The following is a 17,327-nucleotide window of genomic DNA, read 5'->3' on the forward strand; positions in this document are numbered from 1 at the left end:
GAGATAGCATGATCGTTCGTCCCGTACGCAGCAGCGATTTACCCGCTCTGATCGACCTGGCCCGCAGCACCGGCACCGGCCTGACCACCTTGCCGGCCAACGAAGAGCGGCTGGCCCATCGGGTCGGCTGGGCCGAGAAGACCTTTCGCGGCGAAGCCGGGCGGGGCGATGCGGACTACCTGTTCGTGCTCGAAGATGACGACGGTCGCGTGGTGGGTATTTCCGCCATTGCCGGCGCCGTCGGCCTGCGTGAGCCCTGGTACAACTTCCGGGTCGGTCTGACGGTCAGCGCTTCGCAAGAGCTGAACATCTATCGCGAAATCCCGACGCTGTTCCTGGCCAACGACCTGACCGGCAACTCCGAGCTGTGCTCGCTGTTCCTGCACGCCGATTACCGCAGCGGCCTCAACGGTCGCATGCTGTCCAAGGCGCGGATGCTGTTCATCGCCGAGTTCCCGCAACTGTTCGGCAACAAGATCATTGCCGAAATGCGCGGTGTCTCCGACGAGGCCGGGCGTTCGCCGTTCTGGGAAAGCCTGGGCCGGCACTTCTTCAAGATGGAATTCAGCCAGGCCGACTACCTGACCGGGGTGGGCAACAAGGCGTTCATCGCCGAACTGATGCCGAAATTCCCGCTGTACACCTGCTTCCTGTCGCCGGATGCGCGCAACGTGATCGGGCAGGTTCACCCGGACACCGAGCCGGCGCTGGCCATGCTCAAGAGCGAAGGTTTCAGCTACCAGGGTTACGTCGATATCTTCGACGCAGGCCCGGCGATCGAGTGCGAAACCGGCAAAATCCGCGCCGTGCGTGACAGCCAGGCGCTGGTGCTGGCCGTTGGCACGCCGGGTGACGACGCCACGCCATTCATCATCCACAACCGCAAGCGCGAGGACTGCCGCATCACTGCTGCACCGGCACGTCTGGCCGCCGGCACCCTGGTGGTCGATCCGCAGACCGCCAAACGTCTTCAACTCAACGCAGGCGATCAAGTGCGCGCCGTGGCGTTGTCCGCAGCTCGGGAGTCGAAATAATGAAGTCGCTTTACATCGCAGGTGAATGGCTGGCAGGTGGGGGTGAAGCCTTCGAGTCGCTGAACCCGGTGACCCAGCAGGTGCTGTGGTCCGGCGTTGGCGCCACCGCCGCTCAGGTCGAGTCGGCTGTGCAAGCGGCGCGTCAGGCGTTCCCTGGCTGGGCCCGACGCACCCTGGAAGAGCGTATTTCGGTGCTGGAAGCCTTTGCCGCTGCGCTGAAAAATCACGCTGACGAACTGGCTCATACCATCGGCGAAGAAACCGGCAAACCCCTGTGGGAAGCGGCGACCGAAGTCACCAGCATGGTCAACAAGATTGCCATCTCGGTGCAGAGCTACCGCGAGCGTACCGGCGAAAAGAGCGGCCCGCTGGGCGATGCCACCGCTGTGCTGCGCCACAAACCCCACGGTGTGGTGGCGGTATTTGGTCCTTACAACTTCCCGGGTCACCTGCCGAACGGCCACATCGTGCCGGCACTGCTGGCCGGTAACAGCGTGCTGTTCAAGCCAAGCGAACTGACACCGAAAGTCGCTGAGCTGACGGTCAAGTGCTGGGTCGAGGCGGGTCTGCCGGCTGGCGTGTTGAACCTGCTGCAAGGCGCTCGTGAAACCGGCATCGCCCTGGCGGCGAACCCGGGTATCGACGGTCTGTTCTTCACCGGCTCCAGCCGCACCGGCAATCACCTGCACCAGCAATTCGCCGGTCGTCCGGACAAGATCCTCGCGCTGGAGATGGGCGGCAACAACCCGCTGGTGGTCGATCAGGTCGCCGACCTCGATGCCGCGGTGTACACCATCATTCAGTCGGCGTTCATCTCCGCCGGCCAGCGCTGCACCTGTGCCCGCCGTTTGCTGGTGCCGCAAGGTGCCTGGGGTGATACGTTGCTGGCGCGCCTGGTAGCGGTCAGCTCGACCATTGAGGTCGGTGCTTTCGATCAGCAACCGGCGCCGTTCATGGGCTCGGTGGTTTCCCTTGGCGCTGCGAAAGCGTTGATGGATGCTCAGGAGCACCTGCTGGCCAATGGCGCCGTGGCGCTGCTGGAAATGACTCAGCCTCAGGCTCAATCGGCCTTGCTGACCCCGGGTATCCTGGACGTGTCTGCCGTTGCCGATCGTCCTGACGAAGAACTGTTCGGCCCGTTGCTGCAGGTGATCCGCTACGCTGATTTTGCAGCGGCGATCGTTGAAGCCAACGACACCGCCTACGGCCTGGCGGCTGGCCTGCTGTCGGACTCCGAGGTGCGTTACCAGCAATTCTGGCTGGAAAGCCGTGCCGGTATCGTCAACTGGAACAAGCAGCTGACCGGTGCCGCGAGCAGCGCGCCATTCGGCGGCGTCGGCGCCTCGGGCAACCACCGCGCCAGCGCCTACTACGCGGCGGATTACTGCGCGTACCCGGTGGCCTCGCTGGAAACGCCGAGCCTGGTGATGCCTGCCGCCCTCACGCCTGGCGTGAAAATGGCGTAGCGCCCATCGCCAGCAGGCTGGCTCCTACAGGTTCGGCGGTGTTCACACACTCTGTGTACGACGCAAACCCTGTGGGAGCCAGCCTGCTGGCGATGGCAGCAACGCGGTCTCAAAGATTAGTTACTGAAGCCTATAACAACAGATTCTCGTGGAGCCTCGCTGATGAAATCCTATGAAGTCAATTTTGACGGTCTAGTGGGGCCGACCCATAACTATGGCGGCCTGTCCTACGGCAACGTCGCGTCCCAGAGCAACAGCCAGCAGTCTTCCAACCCCAAGGAAGCGGCGCTGCAAGGCCTGGCGAAGATGAAAGCGTTGATGGAAATGGGTTTCCAGCAAGGCGTTCTGGCACCGCAAGAGCGCCCGGATGTGGCCGCACTGCGTCGCCTGGGCTTTGGCGGCACCGACGCTCAGGTGATCGAGCGCGCTGCCAAAGACGCGATGCCGCTGCTGGTGGCCAGTTGCTCGGCCTCGAGCATGTGGGTGGCCAACGCCGCCACCGTCAGCCCGAGCGCCGACACGGCCGATGGCCGCGTGCATTTCACCGCCGCCAACCTCAACTGCAAATATCACCGCAGTATCGAACACCCGACCACCAGCCGCGTGCTGGGGGCGATGTTCGCTGACCAGAAACACTTCGCCCACCACGCTGCCTTGCCGGCTGTGGCGCAGTTCGGTGACGAAGGCGCGGCCAACCACACGCGTTTCTGCCGTGAATACGGCGGAGCCGGTGTCGAGTTCTTCGTGTTCGGTCGCAGCGCGTTCGACACCCGCTACCCGGCACCGCAGAAGTACCCGGCGCGCCAGACCCTCGAAGCGTCCCAGGCCGTAGCCCGTCTGCACGGCTTGAGCGATGACGGCGTGGTCTACGCCCAGCAGAACCCATCGGTAATCGATCAGGGTGTGTTCCACAACGACGTGATTGCGGTCGGTAATGGCGAAGTGCTGTTCTATCACGAGGACGCGTTCCTCGAGACCGAGAAGATGCTCGCTGAATTGCAGAGCAAACTCGCCAAAGTCGGTGGGAAATTTCAGTCAGTCTGCGTACCGCGTTCCGCAGTAAGCGTGGAAGACGCCGTTCGTTCCTACCTGTTCAATAGCCAGCTGCTGTCGCGTCCTGATGGCTCCATGCTGTTGATCGTGCCGGAAGAATGCCGTGGCAACGAGCGTGTCTGGCAATACCTGCAGGGTTTGACCAGCTCCGGCGGCCTGATCCGCGAAGTGAAAGTCTTCGATCTCAAGCAGAGCATGCAGAACGGCGGTGGCCCGGCTTGCCTGAGGTTGCGCGTCGCGCTCAACGAAACCGAACTGGCGGCGGTCAATCCAGGGGTTATCATGACGGCACCGTTGTACGGCACACTGACCGAATGGGTCGAGAAGCACTACCGCGACCGCATGACCGAAAACGATCTGGCGGACCCGCAATTGCTGCTTGAGTGCCGGACGGCACTGGATGAACTGACGCAAATCCTTAAACTGGGCGCGGTTTATCCATTCCAGATCAATTGATCGACGGCGCGCCGCCCTGTATGGCAGCGCGCTGCTTCATCTCAAACGAGAGCGTAAAGACATGAGCGATACCCTGCAGCTGATCCTTGAAGACACCGACGGCACGCAACTGGAGACTTCCTGCACCCGCGTCGCGGTCATGTGGCAAGGCAAAGAGCTGTGGATCCAGCAGGACGGCCGCGGCCAACTGTTGATCGGCGTGGACGTCGAAGAAGGTGACGCTGAATACGCCAACCTGCTGTTGCGCCCATTGGCGACTAATCTGGTAAGTCTGCAACTGGAGATGGAACCGGCTGAACTCGGCGACGACGAGGATCACGTTCACGGCCCGGATTGCAATCACGACCACTAAGGAAACCGCTCTATGCTCGCCCTCGGCAAACTGCTTGAACTGACCCTCGCCGGCCGCGAACCGGCGGAGAAGACTCAACTGACTGTCGAAGGCGTGCGCATGCGCTGGTTGAGCGAAGGTGCGCTGGAAGTCCGGCCACCTGAAGCGCGTGACAATGGCCTGGACCTGCTGCTGTCGGCGGGGATCCACGGCAATGAAACAGCGCCGATCGAGTTGCTCGATCGCCTGTTGCACGACATTGCCCGCGGCGACTTGAAGCCGCGCGCACGTATTCTGTTCCTGTTCGGTAACCCCGAGGCGATTCGCAAGGGCGAGCGCTTCGTCGAGCAGGACGTCAATCGGCTGTTCAATGGCCGTCACGAACAAAGCAGCGGTTCCGAAGCACTGCGCGCCTGTGAGCTGGAGCGTTTAGCTGCCAGCTTCTTCAGCCTGCCGGATCGTCAGCGCCTGCATTACGACCTGCACACGGCGATTCGCGGCTCGAAAATCGAGCAGTTCGCCCTGTATCCGTGGAAGGAAGATCGCCAGCATTCGCGTCAGGAACTGGCGCGCCTGCGTGCTGCCGGCATGGAAGCTGTGTTGTTGCAGAACAAGCCTTCCATCGTGTTCAGCGCCTACACCTACGACAAACTGGGGGCCGAGGCCTTCACTCTGGAGTTGGGCAAGGCACGGCCTTTCGGGCAGAACGACGGGGTCAATGTTTCCCTGCTGGAAAACCGTCTCAAGCAAATCATCGAAGGCACCGAGCCGGAGCTGACTGAAGCGGCACTGGACGGTTTGCAGCTGTACAGCGTGGCGCGGGAAATCATCAAGCACAGCGACAGCTTCCGCCTGAACCTGCCGGCGGATATCGAGAACTTTTCGGAACTGGAAGTGGGTTACCTGCTGGCGGAAGACATCGCCAACACCCGCTGGATCATCGAGGAGGAGGGCGCCCGGATCATCTTCCCGAACCCCAGGGTGAAGAATGGTTTGCGTGCCGGCATCCTGGTCGTGCCGACGACCGACGAAAACCTGGCCTGAATTCAGCGTAGAACCCATGTAGGAGCGAGCCTGCTCGCGATAGCGGTGTATCAGTCAGCATAAATGTCGACTGACAGTCCGCCATCGCGAGCAGGCTCGCTCCTACAGGTTTTGCGGTGATTATACGGCTAGCGCACGCGGCTCACTGCGACGCAGCGAACGGATCTTCATCAGCGTATCCGCACAGGTCTTCGCCGCTTCCTGACCTTTGTGCAGGAAATGCTCGAAGAAGAACTTCTGGTGTTCTTCACCGGCATGGAAGTGGTGCGGGGTCAGGGACACCGAGAACACCGGCACTTCGGTTTCCAGTTGCACCTGCATCAGGCCGCTGACCACTGACTGGGCGACGAACTCGTGACGGTAAATGCCGCCGTCCACCACCAGGGCTGCCGCGACGATGCCGGCATAACGACCGGTCCTGGCCAGCAACTTGGCGTGCAGGGGCATTTCAAAGGCGCCGCCGACTTCGAAGAAATCGATGTCGGACTCCTGATAACCCTGGGCAATCATTTCGGCGACGAAGCCTTTACGGCTCTGGTCGACAATATCCTTGTGCCAGCAGGCCTGGATGAACGCTACGCGCTCGCCGTGATGGTGTTTGCTTTTGCTGTCGATTGCGGTGGGTTGCATGTTCTGACTCCTGTTTGTGTGAAAAACAGGGCGTTATGAATCGAAGGGGATTTGAGGGTACGCACGCTCGCACGAATGCCGGCGGACGGCCCTTTGTTGTCAATCCCGTTCTCTCTTCATCCGGACTATGACCGTCGGCCCCGGGATCACACCGGGTCTGCTGACCTTGCCGCCAACCACCGCCGAAGCAGCGTCGTCGCCAAGCGCTCGCGGGCTATGCGCTTTGCGCGCAATTACCGCCGGTGGGGAGTTGCACCCCGCCCTGAGAACGTTTTTGCCGCCCAAATGTTTGGCGGCGCAGCGTTTTTATCACATATTTGCGGTATGCGCATGGCCCCTTTTGGATGATTGCTATCGAGTATTTCGCTCTATTAGTGAGCATTATCCCAGCCCAAGGGTTGATTAATCGTCGCCATGCCCGCAGTAATTCCTGACTGAAAGGGATTTCCCCTGCTTACTGAGGCCAGATTCATGAGTGTTATCGATCTTCGCAGCGACACCGTCACCCAACCTTGCGCCGGCATGCTCGAGGCAATGACCAAGGCCGCCACCGGCGATGACGTGTATGGCGAAGATCCGACGGTCAATCACCTGGAAGCCGAACTGGCCAGGCGCCTGGGCTTTGCCGCGGCACTGTTCGTGCCGACCGGCACCATGAGCAACCTGCTGGGGTTGATGGCCCATTGCGATCGCGGTGACGAGTACATCGTCGGCCAGCAGGCCCACACTTATAAGTACGAAGGTGGGGGCGCGGCGGTGCTTGGCTCGATCCAGCCGCAGCCGCTGGAAGTGCAGGCCGATGGTTCGTTGGACCTGGCGCAGGTTGCGGCGGCGATCAAGCCGGACGACTTCCATTTCGCCCGCACCCGTTTGCTGGCGCTGGAAAACACCATGCAAGGCAAGGTCCTGCCCCTGGAATACCTGGCCCGGGCCCGAAACTTTACCCGCGAAAACGGCTTGCAACTGCACCTGGACGGCGCTCGTTTGTACAACGCGGCAGTGAAACTGGGGGTGGATGCCCGGGAAATCACCCAGTATTTCGATTCCGTCTCGGTGTGCCTGTCCAAAGGTTTGGGCGCACCGGTCGGTTCGGTGCTGTGTGGCTCGGCGGAGCTGATCGGCAAGGCCCGGCGCCTGCGCAAGATGGTCGGTGGCGGCATGCGTCAGGCCGGGATCCTCGCGGCGGCGGGCCTGTATGCGCTGGATAACAACGTTCAGCGCCTGGCCGATGACCATGCCAACGCACAGTGGCTGGCCGAAGGCCTGCGTGGAGCGGGCTTCGAGGTCGAGCCGGTGCAGACCAACATGGTTTACGTGCAGATGGGCGACCAGGCCGAGGCCATCAAGGCCTTTGCCGCCGAGCGGGGGATCAAGCTCAGTGCCGCTGCGCGTCTGCGCATGGTCACGCACATGGACGTCAGTCGTGCGCAAATCGAGCAGGTCGTCGCGACATTCGTCGACTTTTCGCGCAAGTGATAGCGTTAGCACTCCAATTGAGTGTTTCTATCGTATAAACACGCTGTACCCCGCGCGCAGGGCCGATATAATGCGGCCCTTTGCCGTCGCTTCGTCTGTTGACGTTTCGAACAGGCCTTTGGCCGCAGCCTCCGTGGAAGAACCTAATGAAAAGCGCAGAAATCCGTGAAGCCTTCCTTCGCTTCTTCGAAGAGCAAGGCCACACCCGTGTAGCCTCCAGCTCTTTGATTCCGGGCAACGACCCAACCCTGCTGTTCACCAACGCGGGGATGAACCAGTTCAAGGACTGCTTCCTGGGCCAGGAAAAGCGCGCGTACACCCGCGCGGTTTCCAGCCAGAAATGCGTGCGCGCCGGCGGCAAGCACAACGACCTGGAAAACGTCGGTTATACCGCTCGTCACCACACCTTCTTCGAAATGCTGGGTAACTTCAGCTTCGGTGATTATTTCAAGCGTGATGCCATCAGCTACGCCTGGAACTTCCTGACTTCCGACAAGTGGTTGAACCTGCCCAAGGAAAAGCTCTGGGTCACCGTCTACGCCAGCGATGACGAGGCGTACGACATCTGGACCAAGGACATCGGGGTTCCGGCCGAGCGCATGGTGCGCATCGGCGACAACAAGGGCGCGCCGTACGCCTCCGACAACTTCTGGACCATGGGCGATACCGGCCCGTGCGGTCCATGCACCGAGATTTTCTATGATCACGGCGCCGACATCTGGGGTGGCCCACCGGGCTCGCCGGAAGAAGACGGCGACCGTTACATCGAGATCTGGAACAACGTGTTCATGCAGTTCAACCGCACCGCCGATGGCGTGTTGCACCCACTGCCAGCGCCGTCGGTCGACACCGGCATGGGCCTGGAGCGGATCAGTGCCGTGCTGCAGCACGTTCACTCGAACTATGAAATCGACCTGTTCCAGAGCCTGCTGACTGCATCGGCCAAGGCCATCGGCTGCACCAACGACGCCCAGGCTTCGCTGAAAGTCGTGGCTGACCACATTCGTTCCTGCGGTTTCCTGATTGCCGACGGCGTGCTGCCGTCCAACGAAGGTCGCGGCTACGTGCTGCGCCGGATCATCCGTCGCGCCTGCCGTCACGGTAACAAGCTGGGCGCCAAGGGCAGCTTCTTCTACCAGATCGTCGCGGCCCTGGTTGCCGAGATGGGCGAGGCGTTCCCGGAGCTGAAATCCCAGCAGGCGCACATCGAGCGCGTGCTGAAGGCCGAAGAAGAGCAATTCGCCAAGACCCTGGAGCAGGGTCTGAAGATCCTCGAGCAGGATCTGGCTGAACTCAAGGGCGACGTGGTGCCGGGCGACGTAGTGTTCAAACTCTACGACACCTACGGTTTCCCGATGGACCTGACCGGCGACATCGCTCGCGAGCGCAGCCTGACCATCGACGAAGAAGGTTTCGAGCGCGAAATGGAAGCCCAGCGCGTCCGTGCCCGTTCCGCCAGTTCCTTCGGCATGGACTACAACAGCCTGGTCAAGGTCGACGTGGCCACCGAGTTCACCGGTTACATCGCTCACAGCGGTTCCGCCAAGATCGTTGCGCTGTATAAAGATGGCCAGTCGGTCGACGTATTGAGCGAAGGCGATGAGGGCGTGATCGTTCTCGACAAGACGCCGTTCTACGCCGAGTCCGGTGGCCAGGTCGGTGATTGCGGCTACCTGCAGGCGGGCAGCGCGCGTTTCGACGTGCGTGACACCACCAAGACCGGCGGTGCATTCCTGCACCACGGTATCCTGGATTCGGGTAGCCTGATCGTCGGTACGCCGGTCGAGACCCACGTTGACGCCGAGGTGCGTCACGCCACGTCGTTGAACCACTCCGCGACTCACTTGCTGCACGCCGCATTGCGCCAGGTGCTGGGCGATCACGTTCAGCAGAAAGGCTCGTTGGTCGACAGTCAGCGCCTGCGCTTCGACTTCAGCCACTTCGAGGCCATCAAGCCTGAACAACTGAAAGCGCTGGAAGACATCGTCAACGCCGAGATTCGCAAGAATTCCGAAGTTGAAACCGAAGAAACCGATATCGAAACCGCCAAGCAGAAAGGCGCCATGGCGCTGTTCGGCGAGAAATACGGCGACAACGTGCGTGTACTGAGCATGGGCGATTTCTCCGTCGAGCTGTGCGGCGGTATCCACGCCAACCGTACCGGCGACATCGGCCTGCTGAAAATCATCAGCGAAGGCGGTGTGGCGTCGGGTGTGCGTCGTATCGAGGCAGTCACCGGTGCGCAAGCGCTGGCCTACTTGAACGCGGCGGAAGAACAACTCAAGGAAGCGGCCAGCCTGGTCAAGGGCAGCCGCGACAACCTGATCGACAAGCTGTCGGCTGTGCTGGAGCGCAACCGTCTGCTGGAGAAGCAACTCGAGCAGTTGCAAGCCAAGGCTGCCAGTGCCGCGGGCGACGATCTGTCGGCCCAGGCGCTGGACGTCAAGGACGTGAAAGTGCTGGCCGTGCGTCTGGACGGTCAGGATGGCAAGGCGCTGCTGGCGCTGGTTGATCAACTGAAAAACAAACTCGGCCGCGCAGTGATCCTGCTCGGCAGTGTCCATGAGGAAAAGGTCGTTCTGGTTGCAGGCGTAACCAAAGACCTGACTGGCCAACTCAAAGCCGGTGATTTGATGAAGCAAGCCGCTGCGGCAGTGGGCGGGAAGGGTGGTGGTCGTCCAGACATGGCGCAAGGCGGCGGTACCGACGCTGGCGCACTGGATGCGGCACTGGCCCTGGCCGTTCCGTTTGTAGAGCAGGGTCTATAAGGCAGTGCTTGCGGCCCGCAGTCTAGTGGCGGGCCGCAACGCTGTTTGAGTGATTATTTGGGCGCCCTTCATGGGCAGAGGCGGCTTTGAAATGGCTTTGATCGTACAGAAATTTGGAGGCACCTCGGTCGGCACCGTCGAGAGAATCGAGCAGGTCGCCGACAAGGTTAAGAAATTCCGCGACGCCGGCGATGACCTGGTGGTTGTGCTGTCTGCAATGAGCGGCGAAACCAACCGTCTGATCGATCTGGCCAAGCAAATCAGTGGCGACGGTCAACCGGTTCCGCGCGAGCTGGACGTGATCGTTTCCACCGGTGAGCAGGTGACGATTGCCCTGTTGGCCATGGCGCTGATCAAGCGCGGCGTGCCGGCAGTGTCCTACACCGGCAACCAGGTGCGGATTCTGACGGATAGCGCGCACAATAAAGCGCGTATCCTGCAGATTGATGACCAGAAGATTCGCGGTGATCTGAAGGCCGGTCGTGTGGTGGTTGTCGCCGGTTTCCAGGGCGTCGACGAGCACGGCAACATCACCACCCTCGGTCGTGGCGGTTCCGACACCACCGGCGTGGCGCTGGCGGCAGCCCTGAAGGCTGACGAATGCCAGATCTACACCGACGTCGACGGCGTCTACACCACCGACCCTCGTGTGGTGTCCGTGGCTCAGCGCCTGGACAAGATCACCTTCGAAGAGATGCTGGAAATGGCCAGCCTCGGTTCCAAGGTGTTGCAGATCCGCGCGGTCGAGTTCGCCGGCAAGTACAACGTTCCGCTGCGCGTACTGCACAGCTTCAAGGAGGGTCCGGGCACCCTCATTACTATTGATGAAGAGGAAACCATGGAACAGCCGATCATTTCCGGTATCGCTTTCAACCGCGATGAAGCCAAGCTGACCATCCGTGGCGTGCCAGACATCCCGGGCGTTGCCTTCAAGATTCTCGGCCCGATCAGTGCCGCGAACATCGAAGTCGACATGATCGTGCAGAACGTTGCGCACGATAACACCACCGACTTCACCTTCACCGTGCACCGCAATGACTACCAGGCGGCGCAGGCCGTGCTGGAAAAGACCGCTGGCGAGCTGGGTGCCCGTGAAGTCGTGGGCGACACCAAGATCGCCAAGGTGTCGATCGTCGGCGTTGGCATGCGTTCTCACGCAGGCGTGGCCAGCCGCATGTTCGAGTCCCTGGCCAAGGAAAGCATCAACATCCAGATGATCTCGACTTCGGAGATCAAAGTTTCCGTAGTGATCGAAGAGAAGTACCTGGAACTGGCTGTGCGCGCTCTGCACACGGCTTTCGAACTGGACGCACCGGCCCGCCAGGGCGAGTGATGCGTTTGCCAAAAGGCGCGGTCTGACCGCGCCTTTTGTTTTTTTGAATGGCGTGGCCCTCGAGGCTGTTCTTTTGCTCGCGCTAGTCAATACTCAGGCATGTAGGGCTGCGACCGCTCCGGTTGTGGGTCGAGTGCCTTTTTTTTGCAGACTGTTGTCCCTGAAATGTAATGCGTGAGGAGAAAGGTATGCTGATTCTGACTCGTCGGTGCGCAGAAAGCCTGATTATCGGTGATGGCGAAATCACCGTGACCGTGCTCGGCGTCAAAGGAAATCAAGTGCGCATCGGCGTTAATGCCCCCAAAGAGGTGGCTGTTCACCGGGAAGAAATTTACCTGCGTATCAAGAAAGAGAAGGACGAAGAACCAAGCCATTAATTTTTATCGTTTTTTATGTTTGCAAACGGGGAAGAAGCTGGTTAATATACGCCCCGTGTTGCGGAGAGCTGGCCGAGTGGCCGAAGGCGCTCCCCTGCTAAGGGAGTACACCTCAAAAGGGTGTCGGGGGTTCGAATCCCCCGTTCTCCGCCATTATTTGCGTAGTACGTTGTAATCTGGCTTCTTCGGTAAGTTGTTGAAATTACTAGAAAAAGTGTTTGACATAGAGATTAGACGGCCTATAATGCGCGGCAACAAATGCACTCGTAGCTCAGCTGGATAGAGTACTCGGCTACGAACCGAGCGGTCACAGGTTCGAATCCTGTCGAGTGCACCATTTAAGAGTTAGTTGCAGCAATGCAGGTAACTTGGCTTCAACCAGTTGTGGTCTGGTCTAAAAACACAAAATGCACTCGTAGCTCAGCTGGATAGAGTACTCGGCTACGAACCGAGCGGTCACAGGTTCGAATCCTGTCGAGTGCACCATACAAACAGAAAGCCCGCATTTAATGCGGGCTTTTTGCCGTCTGGAATTTGGCTTTTCCTTTCGTGCATCCCTTCCCGTCGAACTCCACGTTTGCGCTACGACCTCGCCGGGTGTCGTAGCGCTAGCTGTGATCTCTCTGCGTACTCTCCAGCGTCTTCCGTGACGTTCCTTTTCAAGGGGAGCGTCTACAATTTTCGAAGGGTGTGTGTTTTCCTTTCAGAATTCGTCGTCGCATTTTCATGGATCAGGACGATGCTCAAGATTGTTGTGCAAGCGCTTGTTTCAGCCGAGATTTTTTAACGTTTAAAACCGTCAGGCGGTGTATCATTGCGCCCGTCAGCCCCGCCGGGGCTTGTGGAATACCTCCATGGACTTACCCAGTAGTTACTCAGTACCCCGTTTCACCAATCATGAATTGACTGATTGATCCTTCCGGCGTGCCCCGCTGCTGGGAGTGGAGTTCGCCTATGTCTGAAATCGAAGTAAAGAAAACGCAGGAAAGCTTGCAGGATCGCCTGGCTCAGGTGGTTGAGCTGCTGCAGCGCCAGCGAGTTGTAGAAGACCTGACTCACCGCCAGGAAGGCCCGCATCATGACCGGGTCGAGAACCTGGTCCACCGGCAGAACCTCGTCGAGCTGCAACGCAAGCTCGATGACCTGCACTCCGCCGACGTCGCCTACATCCTTGAAGCCTTGCCGCTGGACGATCGTCTGACGCTCTGGCAACTGGTCAAGGCCGATCGCGACGGCGACATCCTTCTTGAAGTATCCGATTCGGTCCGTGAATCGCTGATCGCCGACATGGACGATCACGAGCTCCTGGCAGCCGCCAAGGACATGGATGCCGACGAACTCGCTGACCTGGCCTCCGAGCTGCCGCGAGACGTCGTCCATGAGCTCATGGAGACCCTCGACCAGCAACAACGCGAGCGCGTGCGTTCGGCACTGTCCTACGACGAGGAGCAGGTCGGTGCGCTGATGGACTTCGAGATGGTGACCATCCGCGAGGATGTCAGCCTTGAAGTGGTCTTGCGTTATCTGCGCCGTCTCAAGGAGTTGCCGGGCCACACTGACAAGCTGTTCGTGGTCGATTACGACGGCGTCCTCAAGGGCGTGTTGCCGATCAAGCGTTTGCTGGTCAACGACCCGGACAAACAGGTTGCCGAGGTGATGGCCAGCGATCCGGTGAGTTTCCACCCGGACGAAGACGCCTACGATGCCGCCCAGGCGTTCGAGCGTTACGACTTGATCTCCGCCCCCGTGGTCGACAAGAACGGCAAGCTGATCGGCCGTCTGACCATCGATGAAATGGTCGACCTGATCCGTGAAGAGAGCGAAAGCGAAGTTCTCAACATGGCGGGTCTGCGTGAAGAAGAAGACATTTTTGCGTCGGTCTGGAAATCCCTGCGCAACCGTTGGGCCTGGCTGGCGATCAACCTGATTACCGCGTTCGTGGCTTCTCGGGTGATCGGCTTGTTTGAAGGTTCGATCGAGAAACTCGTGGCGCTTGCGGCGTTGATGCCGATCGTGGCGGGAATCGGCGGTAACTCGGGCAACCAGACCATTACCATGATTGTGCGGGCCATGGCGCTGGACCAGGTGAGCACCGGCAATACCTCGCGCCTGATGCGCAAGGAGTTGGCGGTAGCGCTGATCAACGGCGTGATCTGGGGCGGGGTGATTGGCCTGGTTGCCTACATGCTCTATCACAGTTGGTCATTGGGCGTGGTGATGACCGCCGCGATGACACTCAACCTGTTGCTGGCGGCATTGATGGGGGTCTTGATTCCGATGACCCTGGCGAAGATGGGGCGTGATCCTGCGATGGGGGCCAGTGTGATGATTACTGCCGTGACCGACAGCGGAGGCTTTTTCATCTTCCTGGGGCTGGCGACAATCTTCCTGCTCTGAAGTCCTGCTTGTTGAAAACCCGCTGAATGGCGTAATGCTGTGTAGGAGCGAGCTTGCTCGCGATGGTCGCTAAAGATAACGCGTGTTTGCTGACTAAACGCAGCGCTCGCGAATCCATCGCGAGCAAGCTCGCTCCTACAGTGATTAGCACTACGCCCGTGGCGGGTTTTTTTGTGCCCGGATTTCAGGCAAAAAAAAAGCCAGCGATCAGGCTGGCTTGGGCTTACTGGTTGAATCAGGACGCGTCGGCGGCCATTTCAGCGTCATGGGCGATCAGCGAAACCAGGGCGTTCTGCTGTCGATGGGAGAGCTGGCGGAAGCGCTGCAGCAGCTCCCGTTCGTGTAAGGAAAGCTCGGGGCTGTCCAGACGCATGCTCAACTCTTCTCCCAGTGCGCCTTCCTGAATAAGACTCTGCTCAAGGCGCGCAATGATTTCGGAGTTCATGCTGCGATGATGATTGCGAGCCACCTCGGCAATGCGTTCACGCATTCCGTCTGGCAGACGTACGACGAACTTGTCAGCCGTACGGCTGGAATAAATTGCCTGTTTCAATGGGCGCATATATTTAACCGGTTAGTTCAGGGGAGCGGTTTTCGGGATTGGCCGCAGGATGTCTGGTAAGACAAGCGCTCTGGCCAAATGTTCAACCTGAATTGATAGAGGCGCGCATCATGCCTCAAAGTAGCCAGATCCTTGGCGTCAATTCTGTGACAAATATTGAACTGGATAAAGGCGTTCTGCCAGCACCAATTATCAGAAATGCGGACTGGTTTGAAAAGTTCGACCAGGCCGTATCACTTCGTGCTTTCTCCACCCGACGAAAGGTTTCCGGCGGGCAGGAAAAAGTGAACTCGATCCCTGTTCCTTGCCTTTTACAGAATAGTGGCAAATGGCCGATTTACTAGGGGAGTCGCATGGAGGGGGGGGAATTAAGGATGGATGGCAGGCCCTTGCTATGGGGCTGACATGTCGGGATCAACGCAGAACCGGATCAAACTTGATCTTGCGCCCGGCGATCAATGCGAGCACGAACAGCGCGCTGAATACGCCACAGGCGATCAGGGGGAGGGTGACGACCATGTCCTGGGTCAATGACAGATGAAAAATGCCGCTCAACAAGGCGAGGATGAAGAAACTCGCGGCTGATCTGGACATGCTGTACTCCTGGTGAGGGTCATTCAAAATACCAATCGTTCGGCGGATGGAGCCGGCACCAGGATGTTTTCCTGGCTGACAAAGCCGTGCCGGTCGCTTGTCGTTGCCAGCAGCTTGCACGCCAGAGTCTATCGGCAATTAAATTCTTTAAAAACAATGAATTAAGTTATTTTTGGTAAATCTCGATATTGCATTTTGCAATGATGGCTTTTTGCAGTGATGCAATTTGCACGGTAAACAAGTCCGCACCCGCTCGAGGCGTCTGCCTACACTTAAAAAGCCTACGGACGACATGACAAAAGCCAGCCCGGCCGTTAACATGCACGCCGTCCATCGCACCGCGTATCGTCGTGGTCACCGTGTGTCTCAGTAGCTCAATTGGATAGAGCATCCCCCTCCTAAGGGGAAGGTTGGTGGTTCGAACCCACTCTGGGACGCCATATATTCCGCGGCTTACAGCCCGATCAGATACCAGCATTCCCCACGCTTACCAGCAGGCTACCAGCAGAAATCCGGGCGGCACCCGTCACGCGAGCGAGTCACGGATGCGTAGAGCGGTGGTGGTGCTGCAATCGGCGTGGCGAGCTGTCGCCCGGATGCCCAGGCCGGCCTTCAGCAGTTCAGCGACTCGCTTGTATAGGTCGGCGTCGACCGGGCGCCCCTTGTACTTCCCTTCATCCTTGGCCTTCTTGATGCCCTGGGCCTGGCGCTTGCGGCGCTGCTCGTAGTCCATACGGTCGATGGCAACCATCATTTCCATACTGATCACCCTGTGTTCTCCTGCTCAAAAATTGAGCAGAAGCAGTTGAACACCTGGGTCAGTTTTCAGTCGGCAGAACAGCTGCCGCCTCTTCCGTCAGCAGGCGGCTGAAGGAACGCTCGCGGGTCGATCCGTAGAGCAGCAGGATGCGCGGCTTGTGGGGCGCCGAAGGCGTGCTGCCCAGCTTGTCCAGCGTAGGCAGGTCAACCAGATCGGCTTCGAGATTGGGAGTGTGGTCGTCGGTCATGGATCTACTCCTCAGCAAGCGCGCCCTTCGGCTGATCGAACCAGCGACGCTTCAGCCACCAGGCCACGCCCACCAGCGAGATCAGTACCGGCACCTCCACCAGCGGCCTGATCATGGTGGCAAAAGCCACCGGGGACGATAGGCCGAAGGTCGCGATGGCCACCGCAATGGCCAGTTCGAAATTGTTGCTGGCGGCGGTAAAGGCTAGCGCAGTGGTACGCGGATTATAGGCCTCCAGCAGCATGCCCAGGTTTTGTCGGACCTCAACCCCACACAGGAACCGTGCAATGAAAAAACTCACCTTGAGCGCGCTGCTGGTGACCAGCCTGTTTGCCGGCACGACTTTCGCCAGCCAGTTCGATAAACCTGGTTTCGTGACCGAAGTGGAAGATGGCCGCCTCTGGGTGTTCCGCGAAGGCTCCCAGGAACTGAAAGACTTCAAGGCGAACGGCGAGCCGGCTAAGCAGTTCACCGATGTCGGAACTGGCCCGGAAGGTATGACTGTGAAAGCTGCGGACGAGCAAACGCTGAAGGACTACTTGAGCATCCTCAAGAAGTGTGCGACCAACTCACTCAGGTGAGAAATTGCAAGAGTTATTTTAGTGACATGTCGCGCCAGAAGGCTCTTGATTTCTGAGCACCCTTCCGGACGGCGCCAAATTGTCGATCAGCGGTTAGGCGGCCTCTGGAGGCGTCTATTTCGCTGCTTTCAGGGTTGTCGGCCGATCTTTTCTCGCTTCCTGAAAGCGTTTCTCGCGACACTTGGCAGGTTTATTTTTTGTAAAATCTAAATAAATCA

Annotated in this window: 15 protein-coding genes, 4 tRNA genes, 4 pseudogenes and 1 riboswitch; of the genes and pseudogenes, 16 read left to right on the forward strand and 7 right to left on the reverse strand. The window is 59.3% G+C overall.

Features of this window, described 5'->3' with window-relative positions:
* Positions 1-8 precede the first annotated feature (8 nt).
* The 5 genes from astA to astE all read left to right on the forward strand — a co-directional run bounded on the left by astA (position 9) and on the right by astE (position 5,384).
* A complete protein-coding gene (astA, locus tag BSF44_RS17430; protein ID WP_008049558.1) occupies positions 9-1,034 on the forward strand; it encodes an arginine N-succinyltransferase in 1,026 nt (341 codons plus the stop codon).
* Complete coding sequence (gene astD, locus BSF44_RS17435; protein WP_172435363.1) at positions 1,031-2,500, forward strand: succinylglutamate-semialdehyde dehydrogenase; 1,470 nt, start codon at positions 1,031-1,033, stop codon at positions 2,498-2,500. Before astA ends, astD begins: the two co-directional genes overlap by 4 nt.
* Before the next feature lie 162 nt (positions 2,501-2,662).
* Entirely contained in the window at positions 2,663-4,009 is a 1,347-nt protein-coding gene (gene astB, locus BSF44_RS17440; RefSeq protein ID WP_095944566.1) for an N-succinylarginine dihydrolase, read from the forward strand.
* A gap of 61 nt (positions 4,010-4,070) precedes the next feature.
* Positions 4,071-4,361 (forward strand): hypothetical protein, encoded by a 291-nt coding sequence (locus tag BSF44_RS17445; RefSeq protein ID WP_007934905.1) that lies wholly within the window; start codon positions 4,071-4,073, stop codon positions 4,359-4,361.
* A gap of 12 nt (positions 4,362-4,373) precedes the next feature.
* Complete coding sequence (gene astE, locus BSF44_RS17450) at positions 4,374-5,384, forward strand: succinylglutamate desuccinylase (protein ID WP_095944567.1); 1,011 nt, start codon at positions 4,374-4,376, stop codon at positions 5,382-5,384.
* A 120-nt stretch (positions 5,385-5,504) separates the two neighbouring features.
* On the opposite strand, the gene BSF44_RS17455 is transcribed toward astE, so the two are convergent.
* Positions 5,505-6,014 (reverse strand): 6,7-dimethyl-8-ribityllumazine synthase, encoded by a 510-nt coding sequence (locus BSF44_RS17455; protein WP_095944568.1) that lies wholly within the window; start codon positions 6,012-6,014, stop codon positions 5,505-5,507.
* Between the two features lie 103 nt (positions 6,015-6,117).
* Positions 6,118-6,288, reverse strand: a riboswitch (FMN riboswitch).
* Between the two features lie 197 nt (positions 6,289-6,485).
* On the opposite strand from BSF44_RS17455, the gene ltaE reads away from it, so the two are divergent.
* The 7 genes from ltaE to BSF44_RS17490 all read left to right on the forward strand — a co-directional run bounded on the left by ltaE (position 6,486) and on the right by BSF44_RS17490 (position 12,454).
* Positions 6,486-7,490, forward strand: coding sequence for a low-specificity L-threonine aldolase (ltaE, locus tag BSF44_RS17460; protein WP_095944569.1), 1,005 nt, complete (start codon positions 6,486-6,488; stop codon positions 7,488-7,490).
* 146 nt (positions 7,491-7,636) lie between these two features.
* Positions 7,637-10,258 carry an alanine--tRNA ligase gene (gene alaS, locus BSF44_RS17465; protein ID WP_095944570.1) on the forward strand — a complete coding sequence of 874 codons (2,622 nt, stop codon included), beginning with the start codon at positions 7,637-7,639 and terminating at the stop codon, positions 10,256-10,258.
* 91 nt (positions 10,259-10,349) lie between these two features.
* The gene (locus BSF44_RS17470; RefSeq protein WP_007971040.1) at positions 10,350-11,591 is read left to right on the forward strand and encodes an aspartate kinase; all 1,242 of its coding nucleotides are present in this window, start codon (positions 10,350-10,352) and stop codon (positions 11,589-11,591) included.
* 188 nt (positions 11,592-11,779) lie between these two features.
* On the forward strand, positions 11,780-11,968 hold the full coding sequence (csrA, locus tag BSF44_RS17475) for a carbon storage regulator CsrA (RefSeq protein ID WP_002554426.1): 189 nt from the start codon (positions 11,780-11,782) through the stop codon (positions 11,966-11,968).
* Positions 11,969-12,030: 62 nt separating this feature from the next.
* Positions 12,031-12,121 (forward strand) — tRNA-Ser (locus BSF44_RS17480).
* Positions 12,122-12,228: 107 nt separating this feature from the next.
* Positions 12,229-12,305: transfer RNA gene (locus tag BSF44_RS17485), tRNA-Arg, on the forward strand.
* A 72-nt stretch (positions 12,306-12,377) separates the two neighbouring features.
* Positions 12,378-12,454 (forward strand) — tRNA-Arg (locus tag BSF44_RS17490).
* Between the two features lie 20 nt (positions 12,455-12,474).
* On the opposite strand, the pseudogene BSF44_RS30725 reads toward BSF44_RS17490, so the two are convergent.
* Positions 12,475-12,576 (reverse strand): annotated as a pseudogene (locus BSF44_RS30725) (cell envelope protein SmpA); the annotation flags it as partial.
* A 346-nt stretch (positions 12,577-12,922) separates the two neighbouring features.
* Between BSF44_RS30725 and mgtE the strand changes: the two are divergent.
* Entirely contained in the window at positions 12,923-14,365 is a 1,443-nt protein-coding gene (gene mgtE, locus BSF44_RS17500) for a magnesium transporter (protein ID WP_095944571.1), read from the forward strand.
* A 235-nt stretch (positions 14,366-14,600) separates the two neighbouring features.
* Here the strand turns inward: mgtE and BSF44_RS17505 are convergent, their stop codons facing one another.
* Entirely contained in the window at positions 14,601-14,927 is a 327-nt protein-coding gene (locus BSF44_RS17505; RefSeq protein WP_003178899.1) for an Arc family DNA-binding protein, read from the reverse strand.
* 110 nt (positions 14,928-15,037) lie between these two features.
* Between BSF44_RS17505 and BSF44_RS17510 the strand changes: the two genes are divergently transcribed.
* Entirely contained in the window at positions 15,038-15,271 is a 234-nt protein-coding gene (locus tag BSF44_RS17510; RefSeq protein ID WP_095944572.1) for a hypothetical protein, read from the forward strand.
* 70 nt (positions 15,272-15,341) lie between these two features.
* On the opposite strand, the gene BSF44_RS17515 is transcribed toward BSF44_RS17510, so the two are convergent.
* Positions 15,342-15,521, reverse strand: a complete 180-nt coding sequence (locus BSF44_RS17515) for a PA3371 family protein (protein WP_095944573.1) — start codon at positions 15,519-15,521, stop codon at positions 15,342-15,344.
* Between the two features lie 363 nt (positions 15,522-15,884).
* Here BSF44_RS17515 and BSF44_RS17525 point away from each other — a divergent pair.
* Positions 15,885-15,961 (forward strand) — tRNA-Arg (locus BSF44_RS17525).
* Between the two features lie 86 nt (positions 15,962-16,047).
* Here BSF44_RS17525 and BSF44_RS17530 read toward each other — a convergent pair.
* From BSF44_RS17530 to BSF44_RS17540, 3 pseudogenes are all read right to left on the reverse strand, one after another.
* A pseudogene (locus BSF44_RS17530) lies at positions 16,048-16,281 on the reverse strand (serine recombinase); the annotation flags it as partial.
* Between the two features lie 73 nt (positions 16,282-16,354).
* Positions 16,355-16,528 (reverse strand): annotated as a pseudogene (locus tag BSF44_RS17535) (arsenical resistance protein ArsH); the annotation flags it as partial.
* 4 nt (positions 16,529-16,532) lie between these two features.
* Positions 16,533-16,778, reverse strand: a pseudogene (locus BSF44_RS17540) (arsenic resistance protein); the annotation flags it as partial.
* A 37-nt stretch (positions 16,779-16,815) separates the two neighbouring features.
* Here BSF44_RS17540 and BSF44_RS17545 point away from each other — a divergent pair.
* Complete coding sequence (locus tag BSF44_RS17545) at positions 16,816-17,109, forward strand: hypothetical protein (RefSeq protein ID WP_095944575.1); 294 nt, start codon at positions 16,816-16,818, stop codon at positions 17,107-17,109.
* The last annotated feature ends 218 nt before the right edge of the window (positions 17,110-17,327 follow it).

The sequence above is a fragment of the Pseudomonas sp. ACN8 genome (genome assembly GCF_002303925.1).
Taxonomy (GTDB): Bacteria; Pseudomonadota; Gammaproteobacteria; order Pseudomonadales; family Pseudomonadaceae; genus Aquipseudomonas.